This is a genomic window from Clostridium lundense DSM 17049 (assembly GCF_000619945.1).
Classification (GTDB): Bacteria; Bacillota; Clostridia; order Clostridiales; family Clostridiaceae; genus Clostridium_AO; species Clostridium_AO lundense.
Genome location: NZ_JHVC01000009.1, coordinates 132825 through 154032, shown reverse-complemented (window position 1 = coordinate 154032; position 21208 = coordinate 132825). Strand labels below are relative to the sequence as shown.

The following is a 21208-nucleotide window of genomic DNA, read 5'->3' as shown; positions in this document are numbered from 1 at the left end:
CTTTCAAACAAAATTTTATTCTTATTTGAATTTTCTCTTTCTTGCAGCTTCAGATTTTTTCTTTCTTTTAACGCTTGGTTTTTCATAGTGTTCTCTTTTTCTTACTTCTGAAAGAACACCAGCTCTAGCGCATTTTTTCTTAAATCTTCTTAATGCGTTTTCTAATGATTCATTTTCTCCAACTCTTATTTCTGACATTGATCTCCCTCCCTCCGCTAGCTCAATTTAATAAATAAATTAAACAGGCAATACTGGGTACATAGCACATAGTTTATTATATAATATTACATTGGATGCTGTCAACAATTTCATTAATTGTTTTACTTTATTTTATTTTAACCTGGTGGCCATTGAAGAGATCTTCCACCTAAAAGGTGGAAATGAATATGAGAAACTGTCTGTCCCCCATCTTCTCCACAATTAGTTACTATTCTATAACCACTATCAGCTATACCTAGCTTTTTCACAATTTCTGTGGCTACCATAAATACATGAGAAATAATCTTCTCATCCTCTTCTTTTAATTCATTTAAAGAAGATATATGCTTTTTAGGTATAATTAGAACATGGGCTGGTGCTTCTGGACTTATATCCTTAAAACTCAACACTAATTCATCTTCATATACCTTTTCAGAAGGTATCTCACCACTTATTATCTTACAGAAAATACAATCGTTCATTATCTCACCTCCTTAAAAGAATATATGTAAAAATTTCCATTAATATATATTCCACAAAACGCACTATTTTCCTTTTAAAATTTATATGTACTATACATATAAGACCTTTTAACATATTGTTAATTTTTACATTGTTCCACTATATTACCTATACTGATTTCTTCTTCTACACCTATTATTTCTGTCTCTAAAATTTTACCTTCTATACTTTCTTTAGAATTGCTCATAACTTTTATATAATTAGGTGTATATCCTTCATAAAATTCTTCTTTATCCCTAACTTTTTCTTCATATAATACCTTTAATTTAGTATTTATAAATCTACTCATAAATTCTTTTTCTAATCTTTTATTTAATTCTATAAGTCTACTACTTCTCTCTTCTTTAATGTTTCCGTCTACCTGCTCTTTCATTTCAGCTGCTTTAGTTCCTTCTCTTGGACTATATTTAAATATGTGCATTTTAGAAAGCTTAATTTTTTCTAAGAATTTATATGTAGTATTAAATTCTTCTTTAGTTTCACCAGGGAATCCTACAATTATGTCTGTAGTTATAGACACATCCTTTACACTATTTCTTAATCCTTCTACTACATTATTATATTCATCTGTAGTATAATGTCTATTCATTCTTTTTAAAGTTTCATCACATCCACTTTGTAATGATAAGTGGAAATGAGGACATAATTTTTTTAATTTAGATATTCTTATTATAACATCTTCTGTAAAAAATTTAGGACTAATAGAGCCTATTCTTACTCTTTCAATACCATCTACCTTATCAACTTCTTCTAATACCTTCATTAAGTCCCAATTGCCTTCTAAATCAACACCATAGGATGAAATATGTATTCCTGATAATATAATTTCTTTAAATCCATGGGAAGCTAATCTATTAACTTCTTCTATTATTTTATCTGGTGATTTTGAACAAACAGCTCCTCTTGCAAAAGGAATTGCACAATAAGAACAAAAACTATTGCATCCATCCTGTATTTTTAAGAAAGCTCTAGTCTTATCCTGATATTCTTCAATATTTAATTCTTCAAACACATTGTTTCTTAATACATCATCTACATGAATTATTTGCTTCTTTTCTCCCATGCATTTTTGTACTAATTCTACAATTTCCCCTTTGTTTCTTGTACCAATAACTACATCAACTCCGGGAATTTTTGCAACCTTTTCTGGTGCAATCTGAGAATAACAACCTGCTACAGCTATAACAGCATTAGGATTGCTTCTCCTAGCTCTTCCTATCATTTGTCGTGATTTTTTATCTCCCATATTAGTAACTGTACAAGTATTTATAACATACACATCTGATTGCTCATCAAAATGCACTACTTCATAACCACTTTTTATAAATTTTTCTGTCATGGCTTCTGTTTCATACTGATTTACTCTGCAACCTAGAGTTGTAAAAGCAACTTTCATTAGATATTTCCTCCTAAATCTCCTAATTCATACATAATTAAAGAAGTACCTACAAATCCTGCAGTTTCTGTTCTTAGAATTCTTGGACCTAATGTAACTATAAATGCTCCCATATTTTTTAATATATGAATTTCTTCTTCTTCAAATCCACCCTCTGGACCTATAATAATTCCTATTTTTTTTATTTTGTCTTTATCAATATTGTTTATCATATTTCTTATTCCAAGACCTTTTTCATTTTCGTAAGGTACTACAATTAAGTCCATGCCTTTTAGCTCTTGTAATAATTCTTCAAATTCTATAGGAGTATTTATCTTTGGTATTATAGTTCTCTTAGATTGTTTGGAAGCTTCTAAAGCAATTCTTGACCATCTATCTATTTTTTTAAATTCTCCTAATTCATTTTTCACTACAACTCTATGAGTTATAACAGGAGTTATTTCTCTAACCCCCAGCTCACAGTTTTTTTGTACTATCAAGTCCATTTTGGCTGATTTAGGTAATCCTTGAAATAAATAAATTTCTATATTGCTTTCATTATTTATATCTAATTTTTCTTTTAATCTTACTTTCACCTGCTTTTTATCTATAGATTGTATTTCTCCTAAAAATTCTTTACCATTGCAGTTATTTATGCTTATAGTAGTGCCTTCTGTAAGTCTTAGAACTTTATATATATGTTTTACATCATCGCCTTCGATTATAGCTTCATCTCCAAAAATACTATCTTGTGAAATAAAAAACTTATGCACCATTCACACTCCTTAACTTAGTTTTGAAACAACACAAACCCATTCACCATCTGTATTTACTTCTACTATCTGGAATCCACATTCCTCTAACTTTTTAACTACATCTTCTTTTCTGTCCTTAATTATTCCTGATGATATAAAATATCCATCCTTTTCTATAAAGTTTTTAACATCTTTAGCTAGTAATATTATTATATCCGCAATAATATTAGCAACTACAATATTAGCCTTGCCTTCTACAACTTCCATCAAGTTACCATGGAATATTTCTATATTATCAAGATCATTAAATCCTATATTTTCCTTTGCTGAAGTAACCGCTACTGGATCCAAATCTACTCCTATAACCTTTTTTGCTTTAAGTTTTGCCGCAGTAATAGCTAAAATTCCTGATCCTGTTCCTATATCAAAAACAGTAGAATCTGGAGTGACATACTTTTCTAATGCCTGCACACACATCCTTGTAGTTTCATGTGTTCCTGTTCCAAATGCCATTCCTGGATCTAATTCTATAACTATTTCATCATCCTTCTTTTCATAGGATTCCCATATAGGTCTTACTACAATTTTTTCACCTATTTTAGTTGGCTTATAATACTTTTTCCAGTTATTTTCCCAATCTTCTTCATTTACCTTGGCAAAAGTAACTAAACCTTCCCCTTTGTCTAATCCAAACTCTTCCAACTTATCTACACTTTCTTTTATGTATTTAAAATATTGTTCAAATTTATCATCTTCTTTAAAATAGCCTTTAATAATGGCTCCTTCTTTTATATTTAATAATGTTTCATCAAAATAATCCCAATCTCCTGGATGTTTCTTTTTAAATTCTATATCTTCTGGATCTTCTATAGATACACCTTGTACTCCTGTATTATATAAAATAGCTGATACAGCTTCTACAGCTTCACTACTGGTAACTATAGTAACCTCTAACCAATCCTTTTCATTATTCATCAAATATACCTCCAAGCCTAAAGTAATGAATTTTTATCTTTTACTGTTCAATTATACATTATACCCTATAAAGTTTAAAACAATCAAACAAAAAGAACTTGTTTCCATAAGGAAACAAATTCTTTTTTACTTAAAGTTTTTCTTTATTTTCTTAAAAAAACCTTCTTTTTCGGAATCTTTAATTTCTCCACTAGCTTCCATATAAGCAATTAAAGCTTCCTTTTCTCTTTGATTTAATGACTTAGGAATGTCTACAATTATATTAACATATTGGTCTCCTCTTCCTCTGCCATTTACATTAGAAACCCCTTTTCCTTTTAATCTAAATATAGTTCCTGGCTGAGTTCCTGCTGGAACATCATATTTTACATCACCATCAATAGTTCTAACCTTAAGCTCAGTTCCTAATGCAGCTTTAGCAAAACTTATATGTGCATCAACATAAATATCAAAGCCTTTTCTCTTAAATAACTTATCTGGAGCTACTCTTATATTAATATATAAATCTCCTGATGGTCCTCCATTAGTTCCAGCTTCTCCTTGCCCTCTCAAAGGAATTATATTTCCATTGTCTACTCCTGCTGGAATATTTACTTTTATCTTTTTCTGCTTTCTTACATTTCCTTTTCCTTTACAATCTGGACAAGGATCTGAAATAACAGTTCCCTTTCCACCACAAGCATCACAAGTATTTACACTTACAAAGCTTCCAAGTGGTGTATTTCTCTGAACTTTAACCTGTCCTGTACCACCACATTTTGAACATGTCTTTGGATGACTACCAGCCTTGGCTCCTGTTCCTCCACAAGTTTCACATTTTTCACTTTTTGTTAAACTTATTTCCTTCTCCACACCAAAAACAGCTTCTTCAAAGGTTAAATTAATTGTATACTCAACATCTGATCCCCTTTGAGGTCCATTTCTTCTTCTGCCTCCGCTAAAGCCGCCACCAAAGAAACTATCAAATATATCCCCAAAACCTCCTAGGTCTGAAAAATCGAATCCACCAAATCCACCATCGAATCCTGCACCATTAAAATCAGTAGTACCAAATTGATCATATTGAGCTCTCTTTTGTGGATCTGAAAGTACTTGATATGCCTCATTTAGTTCCTTAAATTTTTCTTCCGCTTCTTTATCTCCAGGATTTCTATCTGGATGGTATTTTAATGCTGACTTTCTAAATGCCTTTTTTATTTCTTCGTCACTTGCTCCCTTTTCTAATCCAAGAATTTCATAGTAATCCTTTTTTGCCATCCTTTCACCACCTAATTTAATTTAGTTAAAAGTTGACAGTTGACAGTAAATTTATTTAACTATCAATTCTCCACTTTTAACTCTTAACTTAAAATTAAGGGAAGAGTCTTCCTCATCCCTTAATTTCTACATTATCATTATATAATATTTCAAAGAAATTCGTTAATAAATAATTATTAAATTATAATTATGGATTACTTATCGTCTTCTACTTTAAAATCAGCATCTACTACATTGTCATCTTTTGGGCCATTATTTGCGCCTTGGTTTGCTCCCCCCATGTTGTTTGGATCAAATCCTGCGCCTTGAGCTCCTCCAGCTTGCTGATACATTTTTGATGAAATTGCATAGAAAGCTTGAGTTAAATCTTCAGTAGCCTTCTTTATTGCTTCAGTATCTGTTCCTTCTTTAACAGCATTTAAAGCCTTTAATTTTTCTTCTACAGTAGCTTTATCTTCTGCTGATACCTTATCTCCTAGCTCTTTTAATGTCTTTTCAGTTTGGTATGCTATCTGATCAGCATTGTTCTTAACTTCTATAGATTCTTTTCTCTTCTTATCTTCTTCTTCAAATCTCTTAGCTTCATTTACTGCCTTTTCAATTTCATCGTCATTTAAATTAGTTGAAGCAGTAATAGTAATATTAGCTTCTTTTCCTGTTCCCTTATCTTTTGCAGAAACATTAACTATACCATTAGCATCTATATCGAAAGTTACCTCTATCTGTGGAACTCCTCTTGGAGCTGGAGCTATTCCTGATAAAGTAAATCTTCCTAAAGTCTTGTTACCCTCAGCCATCTGTCTTTCACCTTGAACTACGTGAATTTCAACAGAAGTCTGACCATCTGCAGCTGTTGAGAAAACTTGACTCTTTCTTGTTGGAATTGTTGTATTTCTCTGTATTAATGGAGTAGCAACTCCTCCTAAAGTTTCAATACCAAGAGTTAATGGTGTAACGTCAAGAAGTAATACGTCTTTAACATCTCCTGTTAAAACTCCTGCTTGAATTGCAGCACCTACTGCAACACATTCATCTGGGTTAACACCCTTTGAAGGATCTTTTCCAGTAAAGTTCTTAACAGCTTCTTGAACTGCTGGAATTCTTGTAGAACCACCTACTAATAAAATCTTATCTATTTCATTTATTGAAAGTCCTGCATCCTGAAGAGCTTTTTTCATTGGCTCTATAGTAGCTTCTACTAAATCATGAGTTAATTCATTAAATTTAGCTCTTGTTAAATTCATATCTATATGCTTTGGACCTGTAGCATCAGCTGTAATAAATGGTAAATTTATATTTGTCTGCATTGATGATGATAATTCAATTTTAGCTTTTTCAGCAGCTTCTTTTAATCTCTGAAGAGCCATCTTATCATTTCTTAAATCAATACCATTTTCAGCTTTAAATGTATCAGCTATATAATCTATTACTTTCTGGTCAAAGTCATCTCCACCTAATTTTGTATTACCATTTGTAGATTTAACTTCGAATACTCCGTCTCCAAGTTCAAGTATGGATACATCGAAAGTTCCTCCACCTAGGTCATATACAAATATCTTTTGATTAGTATCCATTTTATCCATACCATAGGCAAGAGATGCTGCTGTTGGTTCGTTTATTATTCTTAAAACTTCAAGTCCAGCTATTTTACCAGCATCTTTAGTTGCCTGTCTTTGGCTATCATTAAAATAAGCAGGCACTGTTATTACCGCTTGAGTTACTGTTTCTCCAAGGTAAGCTTCAGCATCAGCCTTTAATTTTTGAAGTACCATAGCTGAAATTTCCTGTGGTGTATATTCTTTTCCATCTATATTTACTTTATGATTTGTTCCCATATGTCTCTTTATTGAAATTATTGTCTTATCTGGGTTTGTTATTGCCTGTCTTTTAGCAACTTGACCTACAAGTCTTTCACCATTTGCCTGGAATGATACAACTGATGGTGTTGTTCTTGCTCCTTCTGAATTTGTAATAACTACAGGTTCTCCACCTTCCATAACTGCTACGCATGAATTTGTAGTACCTAAGTCGATACCTATTACTTTTGACATATAAACTACCTCCTTATAGTTACTTTAACTATATGTTTAATATATATTAAATAGATTTTTTCTATTTAAAGACTAATTAGCAACTTTAACCATACTATATCTTATAACTTTGTCTCCTCTTTTGTATCCTCTTTGGAATACTTCAACAACAACATTTTTTTCGTAACTTTCATCATCTATATGCATAACTGCATTATGGAAATTGGGATCAAATCCATCTTCTACTGAAATTTCTTCAACCCCTAATTTTTCTAAGGAATCATTAAACTGTTTAACAGTCATTTCCACACCCTTTTTCAAATCATCTATACTTCCATCAGCAGCTAATGCCCTTTCTAGATTATCAAGTACAGGAAGCATTTGTTTTAAAACATCTTCACAAGCATCTGTGTAGATTCCCTCCTTTTCTTTAGCTGTTCTTTTCCTATAATTATCATACTCAGCTACAGTTCTTACTAACCTATCTTTTAGAGTTTCTAATTCATTGTTTAATTTTTCATCTTCATTTTTCAAATTTTCATTTTCATTTTTTAATTTTTCATTTTCATTTTTTAAATTTTCCATAGCATTTATGTCATTATCCTCACTATTGATTTTTTCAAATTCTTCATCTTCATTTTTTTCTGCCTGGGCTAAAGTTTCCTCTTCAACTTTTTCATCTCTTAAATCTTTTTCCAGACAATCATTTTTATCTTTTTCCATTTTCTCTATGCCTCCATTCTCGCTTTTATTATTTTTTACCATATTCTTAACCCAACGTTAAAATTCATCATCATATCCGTCATCTAAAACATTATTTATTTCATTAACTATTTCTCCCAATATAGATACAACCTTAGAATATGGCATTCTTGTTGGACCAATAACCCCTATACTTCCAAGAGGCTTATTTTTTAAACTATATACTGCTGATATAACAGTACAGTCCTTAGCATCTTCTACAAAGTTTTCTTCTCCAATTTTTATAGTTATACTATCACTACTATTTATTAGATCATTAACTTTATCTTTGTTATCAACTAATGATAAAAAGTTTTTAGCTCTTTCTATGTCATTGTACTCTGGATAGTTAAATATATTTGTAGTACCTTCTAAATATATATCAAAGGTATCTATACTATTTAAGCTTTCATAAAGTGCTGGTATTATGGCATTAAATATATCTTCATATCCTCTTAGATCATTTTTTAAGTTATTTATAACTTCTAAGTTTATTTCTTCTACAGTTAAATTATTCAATCTTACATTTAAGATATTACTTAATTTAGCTAAGCTATAATTATCTATGCTTTTCTTTGTTCTTATTACATTATTTCTTATAATATTGGTATCGGTTATTATTACAGATAAAATATTATTAACATCAATGTTAATAAGTTGAATTGACTTAATACAACTTTTTTTACCTGAAGGTGATTTAACTATTGAAGTAAGTCCTGTCAATTCTGCAAGAATAGATGTAGCTTGTTTTATAACCCTATCCATTTCATATAATGCTGAATTCAATATATGTGTTTTTATTATGTTCTCTTCTATTGGAGACAATTTATGCAATTGCATAAACTTATCTACATAAAGCCTATATCCCTTATCTGATGGTTTTCTACCAGATGAACTGTGTAGTTGTTCAAGATATCCCATATCTTCTAAATCTGCCATTTCATTTCTAATTGTAGCAGAACTTATGCCTAGATCATACTTTTTTGCTATGGTCCTGGACCCTACAGGCTCAGCTGTATTGATGTAATCTTGTATTATTGCCTGAAGTATTCTTATTTTTCTTTCATCCATTTCCATATAATCACCTCATTTATTAGCACTCACTCTTGTTGAGTGCTAACTACTATGATTAAAAAATATCATTCTATTTTATATTTGTCAAACCTATTTAAATAGTAATATCACTATAATTTATTATTTAAATTTGTTTTATTATACTTTTTTCATAATATCTTACTAATACTCCATATATCTATAGCTTTCTATTTAGATTCCTCTAATATAAAGTCACACATAACACTATTAGAAACCTCTATCCCTCTTGGTGATAAGCATATTCTCCCTTTATCCATTATCAAGAGATTATTTTCTAAATATTTATTTATTGTATTTTTATATACATCAATTATATTTTTATTAAATCTTCTTTTAAACTCATAAGTACTTATGCCTTTTATCTTTCTAAGTCCCATAAACATAAATTCTTCCATGTCTTCTTTTAAAGAATTTTTATGCAAATCCATTTTTATATCTTTATCATTATTCATAGTTTCAATATATTTTTCAACACTTTCTGTGTGCCTATATCTAGTCCCATCAATATAGGAATGTGCTGCTGAACCACATCCAATATACTCTTTTAAATCCCAATATATAAGATTATGCCTACATTCTCTGCCTTCTTTTGAAAAATTGGATATTTCATATTGGCTATAACCCCTATCTTTTAAAAATTTAATACAATATGAATACATATCTCTTTCTATATCTTCTGTTGGAACATTTAATTTTTCTTCATCATATAACTTATTAAAAATAGTTCCCTCTTCTATTATTAAACTATAGCAAGATATATGCTCTGGATTTAATTTAACAACTTTCTCCAAGGTTTCTTTTAAATCTTCCATGGTTTGATCAGGAAGTCCAAACATTATATCTATATTAATATTATCAAAACCCTCTTCTCTAGCTTCATTATAAGCTTCTATAAAATCTTTAATCTCATGTATTCTTCCTAACTTTTTTAGCAATTTATTTTGCCAAGCTTGTAGTCCTATACTTAATCTATTTACTCCCATACTTTTTAAAAATCTTAACTTTTCCTTATCCACAGTACCTGGGTTCATTTCCACAGAAAACTCAATATCCTCCACTTTATTCAATTCTTTAATAGATTCTTTTATTATATTCCATCCTTCCATATTCAAGTATGTAGGTGTACCTCCACCTATAAATATAGTCCCTATTTTCCTATGTGTTATACTTTTTATTTCTTTTGCCAACGCCTTTGCATAATCTAACATTAAACTTTCCTTGCCGCAAAAAGAAGGAAAATCGCAATATAAACATTTTTGCTTACAAAAGGGTATGTGAATATATAACCCAACTTCTTTATTTGTATTTTCACTGTACATTGTTTCACCCCATTTTAAAAAATTGTGATCAATTTTTTAGTAAAAAGTTAATAATGAAGAGTAAAAAGTAGATGATAACTTTTCTCTCTTCACTTTTAAAACTTCTCCTTGAAAAAAGAAGAGTAAAAGAGGCATCCTCTTTACTCTTCAACCTTTTACATTATTCTTCTGTCTTAAGCACAGCCATAAATGCTTCTTGAGGAATTTCTACAGAACCTATTTGTCTCATTCTCTTCTTTCCTTCTTTTTGCTTTTCTAACAGTTTTCTCTTTCTGGATATATCTCCACCATAACATTTTGCTAAAACGTCTTTTCTAAGAGCTTTTATTGTTTCTCTGGCTATTATTTTTGATCCTACAGCTGCCTGTATAGGTATTTCAAACATCTGTCTTGGAATAATTTCCTTTAGTTTTTCTGCCATACCTCTTCCTCTAGCATAGGCTCTTTCATCAGGAACTATCATTGATAAAGCATCAACTATATCTCCATTTAATAATATATCAAGTTTAACAAGTTGAGCTGATTGATATCCCTTAAGTTCATAATCTAAAGAAGCATATCCTCTACTTCTTGATTTTAATGCATCAAAGAAATCATATATAATTTCATTTAAAGGTATGTCATAATTTAAAACTACTCTAGTAGTTTCAATGTATTGCATATCTTTAAAAGTTCCCCTTCTATTTTGACAAAGGTCCATAATAGTACCTACATAATCAGAAGGAGTAATTATTGAAGCCTTTACCACTGGCTCTTCCATATAATCTATTTCTGTTGTATCTGGTAAATTAGTTGGGTTTGTAATTTCTAATATAGTACCATCTGTTTTAGCTATTTTATAAATAACAGATGGAGCTGTAGTAATTATGTCAAGATTAAATTCTCTTTCAATTCTCTCTTGTATTATATCCATGTGTAGAAGTCCTAAGAATCCACATCTAAATCCGAATCCTAATGCTATAGATGTTTCAGGCTCAAATGAAAGTGCAGCATCATTTATCTGCAATTTCTCTAAAGCTTCTTTTAATTCTTCATATTTTGCTCCATCTACAGGGTAAATTCCGCTGAATACCATAGGTACAGCTGGTCTATATCCTGCAAGTGCCTTATCCGCTGGTCTACTAGCCTCAGTTATAGTATCTCCTACACGAGCATCTCTAACATTTTTTATTGAACCTGTAATATATCCAACATCTCCAGCTCTAAGTTCATCAACTTTCATATATTGAGGAACAAATACACCTGTTTCTATAACTTCATAAACCTTTCCCGTAGCCATAAGTTTTATTTTTGTACCAGGTCTTACAGTTCCCTCATTTATTCTTACATAGGAAACTACTCCTTTATAACTATCATAGTAGGAGTCAAATATTAAAGCCTTTAATGGAGCATTTTCATCCCCAGTAGGCGCTGGTACCTTTTGAACTACAGCTTCTAAAACATCCTCTATATTTAAACCAGTTTTTGCTGAAACTAAAGGTGCATCCCCCGCCTCTATTCCTATTACATCTTCTATTTCTTTTTTTATTTCATCAGGTCTGGCACTAGGTAAGTCTATTTTATTTATAACTGGAACTATTTCTAGGTCATGATCTAATGCTAAATAGCAGTTTGCTAAAGTCTGTGCTTGTATCCCCTGAGTAGCATCCACAACAAGTATTGCCCCTTCACAAGCTGCAAGGCTTCTTGAAACCTCATAGTTAAAATCTACATGTCCTGGAGTATCTATCAAATTTAGTATAAATTCTTCTCCATCTTTTCTCTTATATATAAGTCTAGCTGCCTGAGACTTTATAGTAATTCCTCTTTCTTTTTCAAGTTCCATAGTATCTAAAATCTGTTCTTCCATTTCTCTTTGTGTAAGAGTTCCTGTCTTTTCTAATAATCTATCTGCAAGTGTTGATTTACCGTGATCTATATGGGCAACAATAGAAAAATTTCTTATATGCTTTTGTCTTTCGCTCTGCATCCACTTTACCTCCATTGTACAATAATTCAAAGTAAATTATAGCACAATATTACGGGGATATGTCAATATGTTAGTTATATAATAGAATTTTGTTAAATTAAAATTTTCTATATTATGCTTTCCAATCTTTCTTCTAAACTTTTTTCTAAATTCCATTCTCTTCACTTTATATTCTATACTTTAATCTCTTTACTCCATACTTTGTGCTCTGTTCTCTTTACTCTTTGCTCTTCTTAAACTTCTCAACTGTATGATTAATCTTTTCATAAGCCCCATCAATTATATTTCTACTTGCTTTAGATGTACCTTGAACTATATTATTAAAAGTTGAACTCATTCTATCATTAATATTATAAATGGCTTTTTTATTTATATATATTACATATTTATCTGTCTCAAAAGTTAAATCAAAGGGTTTACTAGTATAAAAAATCTTAAATTTAGATTTATTCTTTATAAAATTAGGGAGACTGCTACTCACCTTAATAAATCCAATGGCTATAACAAATAAAAAAATTATAATTACTGATATTACACCTTTTTTTTTCATAAAAAAACACCCCCAAACGCTTAGTTATTCACTATTATAAGGGTGTCCTCTTATATAAATTTTATTCATTTTTTACCATTAAGGTGTTCTCCTATTATTCTAGCTAAATACTTTGCTGAATTTTTTGCTTCATCTAAAGTATTATTATTAGATCCCCACTCTATTAATACTGCATTATTACTCTTATTTTGATTATAATAGCTTATTCCTATATTACGATATAATACCCCTCTACAAAAACCTGGGTAGAGTTTGTCTGATATTTTTACCATTTCATTAACATGTTCCATATTGTTTTTAAAATGGGGATTTTTTCTTGCCATAACAAACATAAACTTAGCAACATTTTCTCCATTTAACTTTGCAGTAACAGCACTTTTATCTACCGAATCTCTATGTAAATCTATAATAAGTTTAAAGTTTCCATATTTCTTTAAATATTTATCCACAGTTACTCCAGCTCTTTGATAACTTTGTGTATATGCTGTAGCATCATGTACTGTCTTATCGTGTATTACAGATATTCCATAATTGTTTTCAAGTTCACTTGCCAATGCATCTCCTACCGCACAAACATTCTTAGTTTCATCCAAAGTTTCCTTATTTTCTGGTTTGTAGGTTTCAGTAGTATGAGTATGATAAATAAACACTTCTGGCTTTGACTTATTTAACTTCTTTTTAAGCTTAGGATCATGTACAACTACAGTTTTATTAGGCAAGTTCTCTGTACTACTATTATCTACATTCACTGATTTATCATTTAACTTAAAAGGATTAAATATTATATCTGCTGGAATATCCGTATCTTCTCCACTTTCCTGCATATTCAAACAAGCTATTTCCTTACCTATTAAAGCTGCTGGCTTTGATGTATTCACATTAAAAAATTTAAATATACTTTTTTCCATTGAAAAACTATTTTCTGCCATATCTTCTTCACTGAAAACTGTAGCCTTAATCAGCGACATTCCATTATTTAATACTTGTACATAAAACATGTTTTCTCTACTGCCTTCACCACTTGAATTCGCCTTTACTACAAAAGGAAGTATTACAAAAAACGTTATTGCTATGGTTAAGATAAAAATTAATATGTTTTTTTTAGAACCCTTTGCATCTTTCCTTATGTGGTAATTTATTCCCTTTTCTTCTTGTTCCTTTAAATTCATAGTACACCCCCTCATATGTTAAACAATTTCACATGTTAATAATTATATGAGGGGATATATTTTTATATACCTTTTTAGCTTATATAGTTACTTATTTCATCTAAGTTAAGAGCTGGTTGTAATGCTATATTTATTCCCGTGGATATTATCCTTGATACTGAGTCTATAACACTGTCAACTTCCTTTGGTGTAACCATAAGGCTACCTACATATGGATTTAAAACTTCCTCTATCATACTTTGTCTTTCATTTCTTTCTAAAGATTTCAACATATTATAAAACTCTCCACCCTTAGTAGCTTGATTTATCATAGCATCTAAAACCATGTCTATAGTGTCATTAGCTATAGTAGCAGCATCTACTACAGTAGGCACCCCAATGGCAATAACCGGTATACCTAAAGTTCTTTCGCTAATTTCCATTCTTTTATTTCCAACTCCGGATCCTGGAGATATACCTGTATCTCCAATTTGTATGGTTCTATTAATTCTATCTAATTTTCTGGATGCAAGAGCATCAATACATATTATTAAATTAGGCTTTATTTTATTTGCAACAGCCTTTATTATTTCTCCTGTTTCAATACCTGTTAATCCTAATACTCCTGGCGCAATGGCGCACACTGGTCTTATTCCCTCATCTATTTGATCAGGAATTAACTCTTTTAAATGTCTTGTTATCATAAGTCCCTCTACTACTTTAGGTCCTAAAGCATCTGGTGTTACATTCCAGTTTCCTAATCCTACTACCAAAGCCGTCATACTATTATCTAGCTTTATTAAAGGAGATAATACCTTTGCTAAAACTTCACTTATCTCTTCCATAGTATCCTTATCATACCCACTTACCTCAGGTATATCTATAGTAATATAGCTACCCTTAGGCTTATTTAGCGCCTTTTCTCCTTCATCATCTACAACTTTAACATTACTAATCTTTATTAAGCCTTCTCTATATTCTTTTACCTCTACTCCTGGAATTTTGCCACTATTTTTCTCCTCATACAGTTCTTTTGCCTCTACTGCTAAATCAGTTCTTACACTTAACATATAGCTTCTTCCCTTCTAAATGTATTTTTATTATAGTTTTTCCAATAATATTTATTCATATTCTTATAAAATTAGAGGTAAATTCTACTTGAAGTAGTTTAAATTTAATGATATAATATCCTTTGTTAATAATTGAGACTCACATGCAGGTTTCCCCAAAACTGCTGAGACCCTATTAAACTACAAGGGGGTGAAATAATGGCAAATATTAAATCAGCTAAGAAAAGAATAAAAGTTATTGAAACTAAGACTTTAAGAAACAGAATGATAAAGTCAGCTTTAAAGACTTCCATAAAGACATTTTTAGCTGCTGTTGCTGGTGGCAATGTTGAAGAATCAAAAGCTGAATATAAGGCAACTGCTAAAGCTTTAGATATGGCTGCTTCAAAAGGAGTATTACATAAAAATAAAGCTGCAAGAGTAAAATCAAGATTAGCAGTAAGATTAAATTCTTTAAACGCTTAATAAATAAACCGGTTTTTATAACCGGTTTTTTATTTTATATTTTATTTAATTTATCCTGCTATAGTGTTTATAATCAATAATTCCATTTCAACTTTTTTATCTACAGAAGACTTTTTCATTTTTTCCTCTGAATTTAAACATATGTTTATAGCTTTTTCTATTTGACTTAAAGTGAACTTTTTACTTTGTCCAATAAGTTTCTCGCATATAAACATTGGAAGCTTTATTTGGCTTACTATAAAGTTTTTATCCTTTCCTTTAGAAAGAAAATTTTTTATTTTATATAATAACTTAAATTGTCTTTCTATCATATACATTATCTCTGGTATTTTATCACCTTTATAAATAAGCTCATTTAATATATCTACTGCCTCTTTTACCTTTTTATCTCCTATCAAATCAACTAAATCAAATATATCGTCTTCTCCTTTTTTAGGATACATGGCATATATATCTTCTTTCTTTATTGGTCTGTCCATTGTATAGCAACACAATTTCTCCACTTCATTTTCTATTATTCCCATATCACTTTGTAGATTTGAACAAAATAATTTTAATTCTATATGTCCTATCTCTTTCTCTTTAATGTTAAATACCTCTTTAACTTTAGCCTCTAATTGCCTACCAAATATTTTATCTGCCTTTACCACTCTGCACTTATTATCTAGCTTTTGTACTTTATAACTTAATTTTTCTCTTTTATTCTTAAATATGTAATAAAATATCAATACAGTAGACGAAGGAATATTTCCTATATATTCTTTTAAACTATTATATAAATTCTTCTTATAATTATCTTCTCCTTCTCCTAAAAAGTTTGCTCTATATACCAGTACAACTTTTTTCTCACTCATAAAAGGAAGAGTTTCACAGGCATTTATTATGTCGTCAAAGCCGTTTAAGTTATCACCATCAAATCTAACATAATTTAAATCTATAAAATTTTTATCTACAACTTTATTTACTAAAGTTCTTATATTCTCTTTTATTAATTCCTCATCTATACCGCAAAATATATAGCAATTATCTAAATTATTTTTTTTTATATTTTCTTCATACTGAATTAAATTTATCATAAATTTCACTCAAAAGAGTGTCATTCACCTCCGTTTATAAACCTTATCGAACATGATTTTATAATAAGCTCTTTCTTTCATATCAATTATATCATAATAAATTAGCTTATCTTTATGTTTTTTTATACTTAAAGTATCTATCTTTTTTCCATCATTAAATAATTCTATTACAATTTTATTTATTTTAATTTTAAAATCATTATTTACATTAGTAACAATTTTATCAGGATTAAATTGTTCTTTTATATTTATAACTTCTCTTCCCTTTTCCAAATCATAGTTACATATCATTAAACAATGAGTATTATATTTTATTATAGCCGCATTAATTCCTGTATTATTTATCAAATATATTTCAGGAAATATAGTAAAATAACTTAAAATCAATGTAATCACAGCCATAATAGGAAGATACTTAAACTTATGTTTTCCATGTTTTATCATCACATAACTAAAGTATATTATAGTTAAGCATATCCCTTCCCTAACCCCTAAATAAGTCATTTTGGGACAAAACTTCAATAAAACATAAATTCCTCCTTGTACTGCTATACAAAGATTTTTTAATACGAAACTAATTAATTTAAATATAAAAGGAATTTTAATAAATAATAAAGCTAAATTTCCAATAACAACTATAGCTCCATATATGGGAACTAAAAACAAGTTACCTAAAATAAATCCTAAGCTAAAATTTTGAAGAGTAAAAGCAATGTATGGTAAGGTAAATATTTGAGCACTTAATGTTATGCTTAATGATTCATTTAATTTACTTGGAAGAACATATAATACTCTTTTTATTCTAGTATTATATAACATAATACCTAAAGTAGAAAGAAAAGAAAGCATAAAACCTATTTCCATAAAAGCATATGGCTTAAATAGTAATATTACCATAAAAGCTAAAGCTAATGAAGATAGTCCATCATAGTTTTTATATACTATTTTAGAAAGCTTTAAAATTACAATCATAATAAATGCTCTTATGGCTGAATACTTTAATCCAGTAAATATCACATAAAAAAGAGATAATAATAAAGCTAATTTTAACCCTGCTATACATTCTACAACTTTATATATGAGCGCTATATGAAATCCTGACACACTTACTGCATGTATTACTCCAAGCTTTGTAAATACATTTTTATCTTCTTTAGATAATAGGCTGGTGTCTCCAAAGCACAAAGACATAACTAAAGCTACCTTATCTTCCTCTAAATATTTATATAATTCCTTTTTTATTGCACTTTTTAACTCATAACACCTATATATAAAATCCTTTTTTAAGCTTTCATACTGCTTTATATAATAAGTGCCTACTATACCTTTTTCATAAATTATATCCTTTTGAAATTTACCCTGAACTTTTATTTTTTCTCCTTCTTCTAATTCCTTTGTATTTCCTTTTAAAAATATATTTCTTCCCTTACATTTCCCAATAATGTAATATTCTCTTTTATCTACTATTCTAATTTGGCCTATACTTTTCTCACAAAAATTAAAATAAGAATTAAAACTAAAAATACCACATAATAAAAAGCATGTAAGAAATACTATAAATATAGTTTTCTCTGTAAAATGGATTATACACAAAAAAGATGCAGCTATTACTGCACCTATAATTGGGTTAATATTAAAGAGGAAAGATGAAAGACACCCTATAAAAAATGAGACTGCATAAAATAGGAGTGGTTTATTAATAGCCATATATGTTTTATAAGTTCTCTATCATATTATGAGAATGTATATTTTTATTCTGTGAATTTAATTCCACGGTTATTTTAACACTATGAGTATCTGGATTTAAGTCTATATCCTTAACCTCCGGCATAACATCTCTTCCTCTATACTTAAAATAATAATCGGCTAAATTTTGAGCAGAATCTAATGATAATGAAGTATATTTTAAAAGGTATTCATCTTCTGGCATATCTAAAAATACTGTATTACTTCCCATTATTATTGTTTCAAATACACTTTCCACCATAAAAAATACACCTCCGTATTACTATTTTGTCCAATAACACGGAGGTTTAAACTGCAAATTTTTTCTTTACATGAATACTTCTTCTTTTTTATTAATAGCCTTAAAACTAAATACAATTATTATATAAGCCAAAATTAGAAGCAAGGAAGTTTTCCATGGTTGTACATTAAATAAACTCATTAAATTATCTTTACAATTCAATATTAGGTATCCAATTTGCAATAATACATTTAATAAAAGAATTATATTTGAAACTTTATTTTTAAATATATAAGCTTCAGAAGAATTAACTGAATAAATTATTAAGTTTAAATTTAATATAAAGCAAGCAATGCTGTTACTTATATCCATTGGAACTTTTTTATTAAAATATAAAGATATAGATGCTATAAAAGCTATAAAAAATCCTTTAAATACAAACTTAATAATATTTTCTTTCAATAAATAGTCATCTATAACATCTGGTCTATAATCAATATTTTCATTTTTATAATCAAGCATTATACTAATAGAAGCTAAAATAACAGTAATACTATTCGTCCAAAGGATATTTAAAGGAGAAAGAATATGATTATATCCAGCCACACTTGTTAACATTATATATGCAAATTGACATATTGAACAAATAAATATATACATAATAATTTTTCTTATACTATTTATGGACTTTCTAGAAAGTTTAATGCTATCTATAATATTTTCAAATCCTCTATCCACTAATATGATATCTGATAATTTCTTTACTATACTACTATTTCCTATGGAAACTCCTACATTAGAAATTCTTAAGTAAGGAAGATCTGTAATCCTTCCACCAGACATAAGAATAGTATGTCCATGTTCCTTATAATACTTAGCAATTTTCACTTTATGTTTTGCAATTATTCTAGAAAATATACTTACATTTTCAACATTTTTTTCGAAATCCTCTTCTGGCATATTGTCTATCTCTACACCAGATAATATCTTTTTATTTCTATTTACTATTCCTATATCTTTTCCAAATGCTTCTGCAGCTATTTTATTATCCTCGGTAACTATAATCGGTTTTATGTACATTGATTGGCATGTCTTTATTAATTCTTTTGTTGAGTAACTAGTAGGATTTTTAAATGCCATTAATCCAACAAAAACTAAATTGCTCTCTATATTTTCTTTAAGACTTGGTTCATAATTAAAACTTCTATAAGCAAAGCCCATTACAGAAAGACCTTGTAATGACATATTTATATCTACATTTTTAATAATTTTTACGTCTTCTTCTGTCATTTCCCTTTCAATGCCATTTTTTATTATATGTGTACATTTATTTAATAAAACATCTACTGCCCCTTTTACATTAGCTCTATAATTTTCTTCTATTTTATTAATGGTAGTCATAATCCTTCTTTGTCTATCAAAAGGAATTTGAGAAACTCTTTCTTTTCCTTGTTCTACTCTTTCCTTACTAATTCCAATATCAAAAGCTCCTTTAGCAATTCCTATTTCAACTAAGTCATTTTTTGAATTAGAAAATTCTCCGTTAGATACTCTTGTATCATTACATAAAAGTCCTATTTGAATTAATCTTTCTATGACACCATTATTATCATTTTTTTCATCTAATAAATTTATGTCCCTATGATCTATAATACTTTCATTTACATATATCTTATCTAAATTCATTGTATTTTGTGAAAATACTCCAACTTTATCATCACATATTAAAGAAACTTGTGATAAATTTTGTATTACAGATAAATTTTTAAAATGTACACCTTTTTCCTTAAAATATTTTAATAATATATAAGATAATATTCCTAATATTAAAAATATGTTTTCAGGTATAAGAGCCATAATTATAGATGCTGTATTATATAATATATAATCTAAATTCTTCTTTCCTATAACATTAAAAGAAGCAATCAAAACAGCAACTACAACTACTCCTATGCTTAAACTATTTACTAATTTATGTACTTTATTTTTTAGTATATGCTTTTCCGTTTTTTCTTCAAAAAGCATACCTATTATGTTAGCTATTTGAGTATTCATTCCTGCAGCTACTACTATACCAGTAGCATTTCCTTCTATTATTACAGAAGATTTAAATAAAATATTTCTCATTTCACTTAAATTTATCTCTGAATCTTCAATTTTAGTATGATATTTTTCTATCGTATATCCTTCTCCTGTAACTGCTCCTTCCTTTACTTTAAGCGAATTACTCTCAATAATTCTAAGGTCTGCTGGAATTATATCTCCTTTATTTAGTATAACTATATCTCCTATAACTAAATCTTCAGAAAGTATTTCTATCTCTTTTCTATTTCTTATTACCCTAGTATAAGGAGACTCCAACTTTTGAAGTTCCATTAAACTCTTTTCCTCATTATATTCAATATTTGATAAGAATATTAAATTAAAAAGTAAAATTGTAAATAACAAAACAAAAACTGTAGTCTCTCCTGCATAGAAAAAAATCGCCAAAGCAATACTTAATAATATTGACCATAACTTAAATAATTGGGAAAAAAATATAGCTGCAAAGTTTTTGCTTTTAGGGACCTTTACCACATTTTTCCCATGTATTTTTTGCAGTTCTTCAATTTGGTTTTGGTCTAATCCCCTATAAATATTACTGTTTAATTTTTTTACCACATCATTCCAACTACTACTATACCATTCATCCATATG

Annotated in this window: 19 protein-coding genes; 1 reads left to right on the top strand and 18 read right to left on the bottom strand. The window is 29.0% G+C overall.

Annotated elements, in window-relative coordinates:
- Nucleotides 1-21 precede the first annotated feature (21 nt).
- The 14 genes from rpsU to gpr form a co-directional block, all read right to left on the bottom strand.
- A complete protein-coding gene (gene rpsU / locus T514_RS0112265; protein ID WP_027625040.1) occupies nt 22-198 on the bottom strand; it encodes a 30S ribosomal protein S21 in 177 nt (58 codons plus the stop codon).
- Between the two features lie 137 nt (nt 199-335).
- Nucleotides 336-680 (bottom strand): histidine triad nucleotide-binding protein, encoded by a 345-nt coding sequence (locus tag T514_RS0112260; protein ID WP_027625039.1) that lies wholly within the window; start codon nt 678-680, stop codon nt 336-338.
- A gap of 119 nt (nt 681-799) precedes the next feature.
- Nucleotides 800-2116 carry a tRNA (N(6)-L-threonylcarbamoyladenosine(37)-C(2))-methylthiotransferase MtaB gene (gene mtaB, locus T514_RS0112255; protein ID WP_027625038.1) on the bottom strand — a complete coding sequence of 439 codons (1317 nt, stop codon included), beginning with the start codon at nt 2114-2116 and terminating at the stop codon, nt 800-802.
- Nucleotides 2116-2868 (bottom strand): 16S rRNA (uracil(1498)-N(3))-methyltransferase, encoded by a 753-nt coding sequence (locus T514_RS0112250; protein ID WP_027625037.1) that lies wholly within the window; start codon nt 2866-2868, stop codon nt 2116-2118. The genes mtaB and T514_RS0112250 overlap by 1 nt, the downstream gene beginning before the upstream one ends.
- Before the next feature lie 12 nt (nt 2869-2880).
- Nucleotides 2881-3825 carry a 50S ribosomal protein L11 methyltransferase gene (gene prmA, locus T514_RS0112245; RefSeq protein ID WP_034869001.1) on the bottom strand — a complete coding sequence of 315 codons (945 nt, stop codon included), beginning with the start codon at nt 3823-3825 and terminating at the stop codon, nt 2881-2883.
- Nucleotides 3826-3951: 126 nt separating this feature from the next.
- Nucleotides 3952-5082 (bottom strand): molecular chaperone DnaJ, encoded by a 1131-nt coding sequence (dnaJ, locus tag T514_RS0112240; RefSeq protein WP_027625035.1) that lies wholly within the window; start codon nt 5080-5082, stop codon nt 3952-3954.
- A 194-nt stretch (nt 5083-5276) separates the two neighbouring features.
- Nucleotides 5277-7133 (bottom strand): molecular chaperone DnaK, encoded by a 1857-nt coding sequence (gene dnaK / locus T514_RS0112235; protein WP_027625034.1) that lies wholly within the window; start codon nt 7131-7133, stop codon nt 5277-5279.
- A gap of 72 nt (nt 7134-7205) precedes the next feature.
- Nucleotides 7206-7835 (bottom strand): nucleotide exchange factor GrpE, encoded by a 630-nt coding sequence (gene grpE, locus T514_RS0112230; protein ID WP_027625033.1) that lies wholly within the window; start codon nt 7833-7835, stop codon nt 7206-7208.
- Nucleotides 7836-7892: 57 nt separating this feature from the next.
- On the bottom strand, nt 7893-8930 hold the full coding sequence (hrcA, locus tag T514_RS0112225; protein WP_027625032.1) for a heat-inducible transcriptional repressor HrcA: 1038 nt from the start codon (nt 8928-8930) through the stop codon (nt 7893-7895).
- A 185-nt stretch (nt 8931-9115) separates the two neighbouring features.
- Complete coding sequence (hemW, locus tag T514_RS0112220) at nt 9116-10267, bottom strand: radical SAM family heme chaperone HemW (RefSeq protein WP_027625031.1); 1152 nt, start codon at nt 10265-10267, stop codon at nt 9116-9118.
- 160 nt (nt 10268-10427) lie between these two features.
- Nucleotides 10428-12236, bottom strand: coding sequence for a translation elongation factor 4 (gene lepA, locus T514_RS0112215; protein ID WP_027625030.1), 1809 nt, complete (start codon nt 12234-12236; stop codon nt 10428-10430).
- A gap of 217 nt (nt 12237-12453) precedes the next feature.
- Nucleotides 12454-12786, bottom strand: a complete 333-nt coding sequence (locus T514_RS24535; protein WP_034868998.1) for a hypothetical protein — start codon at nt 12784-12786, stop codon at nt 12454-12456.
- Between the two features lie 65 nt (nt 12787-12851).
- Nucleotides 12852-13925 (bottom strand): stage II sporulation protein P, encoded by a 1074-nt coding sequence (locus tag T514_RS0112205; protein ID WP_051542033.1) that lies wholly within the window; start codon nt 13923-13925, stop codon nt 12852-12854.
- Between the two features lie 104 nt (nt 13926-14029).
- Nucleotides 14030-15004: a GPR endopeptidase gene (gene gpr, locus T514_RS0112200; RefSeq protein ID WP_027625028.1), complete on the bottom strand. Its 975-nt coding sequence runs from the start codon at nt 15002-15004 to the stop codon at nt 14030-14032.
- 198 nt (nt 15005-15202) lie between these two features.
- On the opposite strand from gpr, the gene rpsT reads away from it, so the two are divergent.
- Complete coding sequence (rpsT, locus tag T514_RS0112195; RefSeq protein WP_027625027.1) at nt 15203-15469, top strand: 30S ribosomal protein S20; 267 nt, start codon at nt 15203-15205, stop codon at nt 15467-15469.
- A gap of 50 nt (nt 15470-15519) precedes the next feature.
- On the opposite strand, the gene holA is transcribed toward rpsT, so the two are convergent.
- The 4 genes from holA to T514_RS0112175 all read right to left on the bottom strand — a co-directional run bounded on the left by holA (nt 15520) and on the right by T514_RS0112175 (nt 21205).
- Nucleotides 15520-16545 carry a DNA polymerase III subunit delta gene (holA, locus tag T514_RS0112190; RefSeq protein WP_027625026.1) on the bottom strand — a complete coding sequence of 342 codons (1026 nt, stop codon included), beginning with the start codon at nt 16543-16545 and terminating at the stop codon, nt 15520-15522.
- Between the two features lie 24 nt (nt 16546-16569).
- Nucleotides 16570-18138, bottom strand: coding sequence for a ComEC/Rec2 family competence protein (locus T514_RS0112185; protein ID WP_169735820.1), 1569 nt, complete (start codon nt 18136-18138; stop codon nt 16570-16572).
- 121 nt (nt 18139-18259) lie between these two features.
- A complete protein-coding gene (locus tag T514_RS24530) occupies nt 18260-18532 on the bottom strand; it encodes a hypothetical protein (protein ID WP_034868996.1) in 273 nt (90 codons plus the stop codon).
- A gap of 66 nt (nt 18533-18598) precedes the next feature.
- Complete coding sequence (locus tag T514_RS0112175; protein WP_027625024.1) at nt 18599-21205, bottom strand: cation-translocating P-type ATPase; 2607 nt, start codon at nt 21203-21205, stop codon at nt 18599-18601.
- Nucleotides 21206-21208 lie beyond the last annotated feature (3 nt).

Bases quoted from the DNA above. Each gene is read 5' to 3' on its own strand.
- dnaJ (WP_027625035.1), bottom strand. From the start codon at position 5,082: ATGGCAAAAAAGGATTACTATGAAATTCTTGGATTAGAAAAGGGAGCA.
- holA (WP_027625026.1), bottom strand. From the start codon at position 16,545: ATGATAAATTTAATTCAGTATGAAGAAAATATAAAAAAAAATAATTTA.
- hemW (WP_027625031.1), bottom strand. From the start codon at position 10,267: ATGTACAGTGAAAATACAAATAAAGAAGTTGGGTTATATATTCACATA.
- rpsU (WP_027625040.1), bottom strand. From the start codon at position 198: ATGTCAGAAATAAGAGTTGGAGAAAATGAATCATTAGAAAACGCATTA.
- T514_RS24530 (WP_034868996.1), bottom strand. From the start codon at position 18,532: ATGGTGGAAAGTGTATTTGAAACAATAATAATGGGAAGTAATACAGTA.
- dnaK (WP_027625034.1), bottom strand. From the start codon at position 7,133: ATGTCAAAAGTAATAGGTATCGACTTAGGTACTACAAATTCATGCGTA.
- mtaB (WP_027625038.1), bottom strand. From the start codon at position 2,116: ATGAAAGTTGCTTTTACAACTCTAGGTTGCAGAGTAAATCAGTATGAA.
- grpE (WP_027625033.1), bottom strand. From the start codon at position 7,835: ATGGAAAAAGATAAAAATGATTGTCTGGAAAAAGATTTAAGAGATGAA.
- gpr (WP_027625028.1), bottom strand. From the start codon at position 15,004: ATGTTAAGTGTAAGAACTGATTTAGCAGTAGAGGCAAAAGAACTGTAT.
- T514_RS0112260 (WP_027625039.1), bottom strand. From the start codon at position 680: ATGAACGATTGTATTTTCTGTAAGATAATAAGTGGTGAGATACCTTCT.
- T514_RS24535 (WP_034868998.1), bottom strand. From the start codon at position 12,786: ATGAAAAAAAAAGGTGTAATATCAGTAATTATAATTTTTTTATTTGTT.
- hrcA (WP_027625032.1), bottom strand. From the start codon at position 8,930: ATGGAAATGGATGAAAGAAAAATAAGAATACTTCAGGCAATAATACAA.
- lepA (WP_027625030.1), bottom strand. From the start codon at position 12,236: ATGCAGAGCGAAAGACAAAAGCATATAAGAAATTTTTCTATTGTTGCC.
- rpsT (WP_027625027.1), top strand. From the start codon at position 15,203: ATGGCAAATATTAAATCAGCTAAGAAAAGAATAAAAGTTATTGAAACT.
- T514_RS0112175 (WP_027625024.1), bottom strand. From the start codon at position 21,205: ATGGATGAATGGTATAGTAGTAGTTGGAATGATGTGGTAAAAAAATTA.
- prmA (WP_034869001.1), bottom strand. From the start codon at position 3,825: ATGAATAATGAAAAGGATTGGTTAGAGGTTACTATAGTTACCAGTAGT.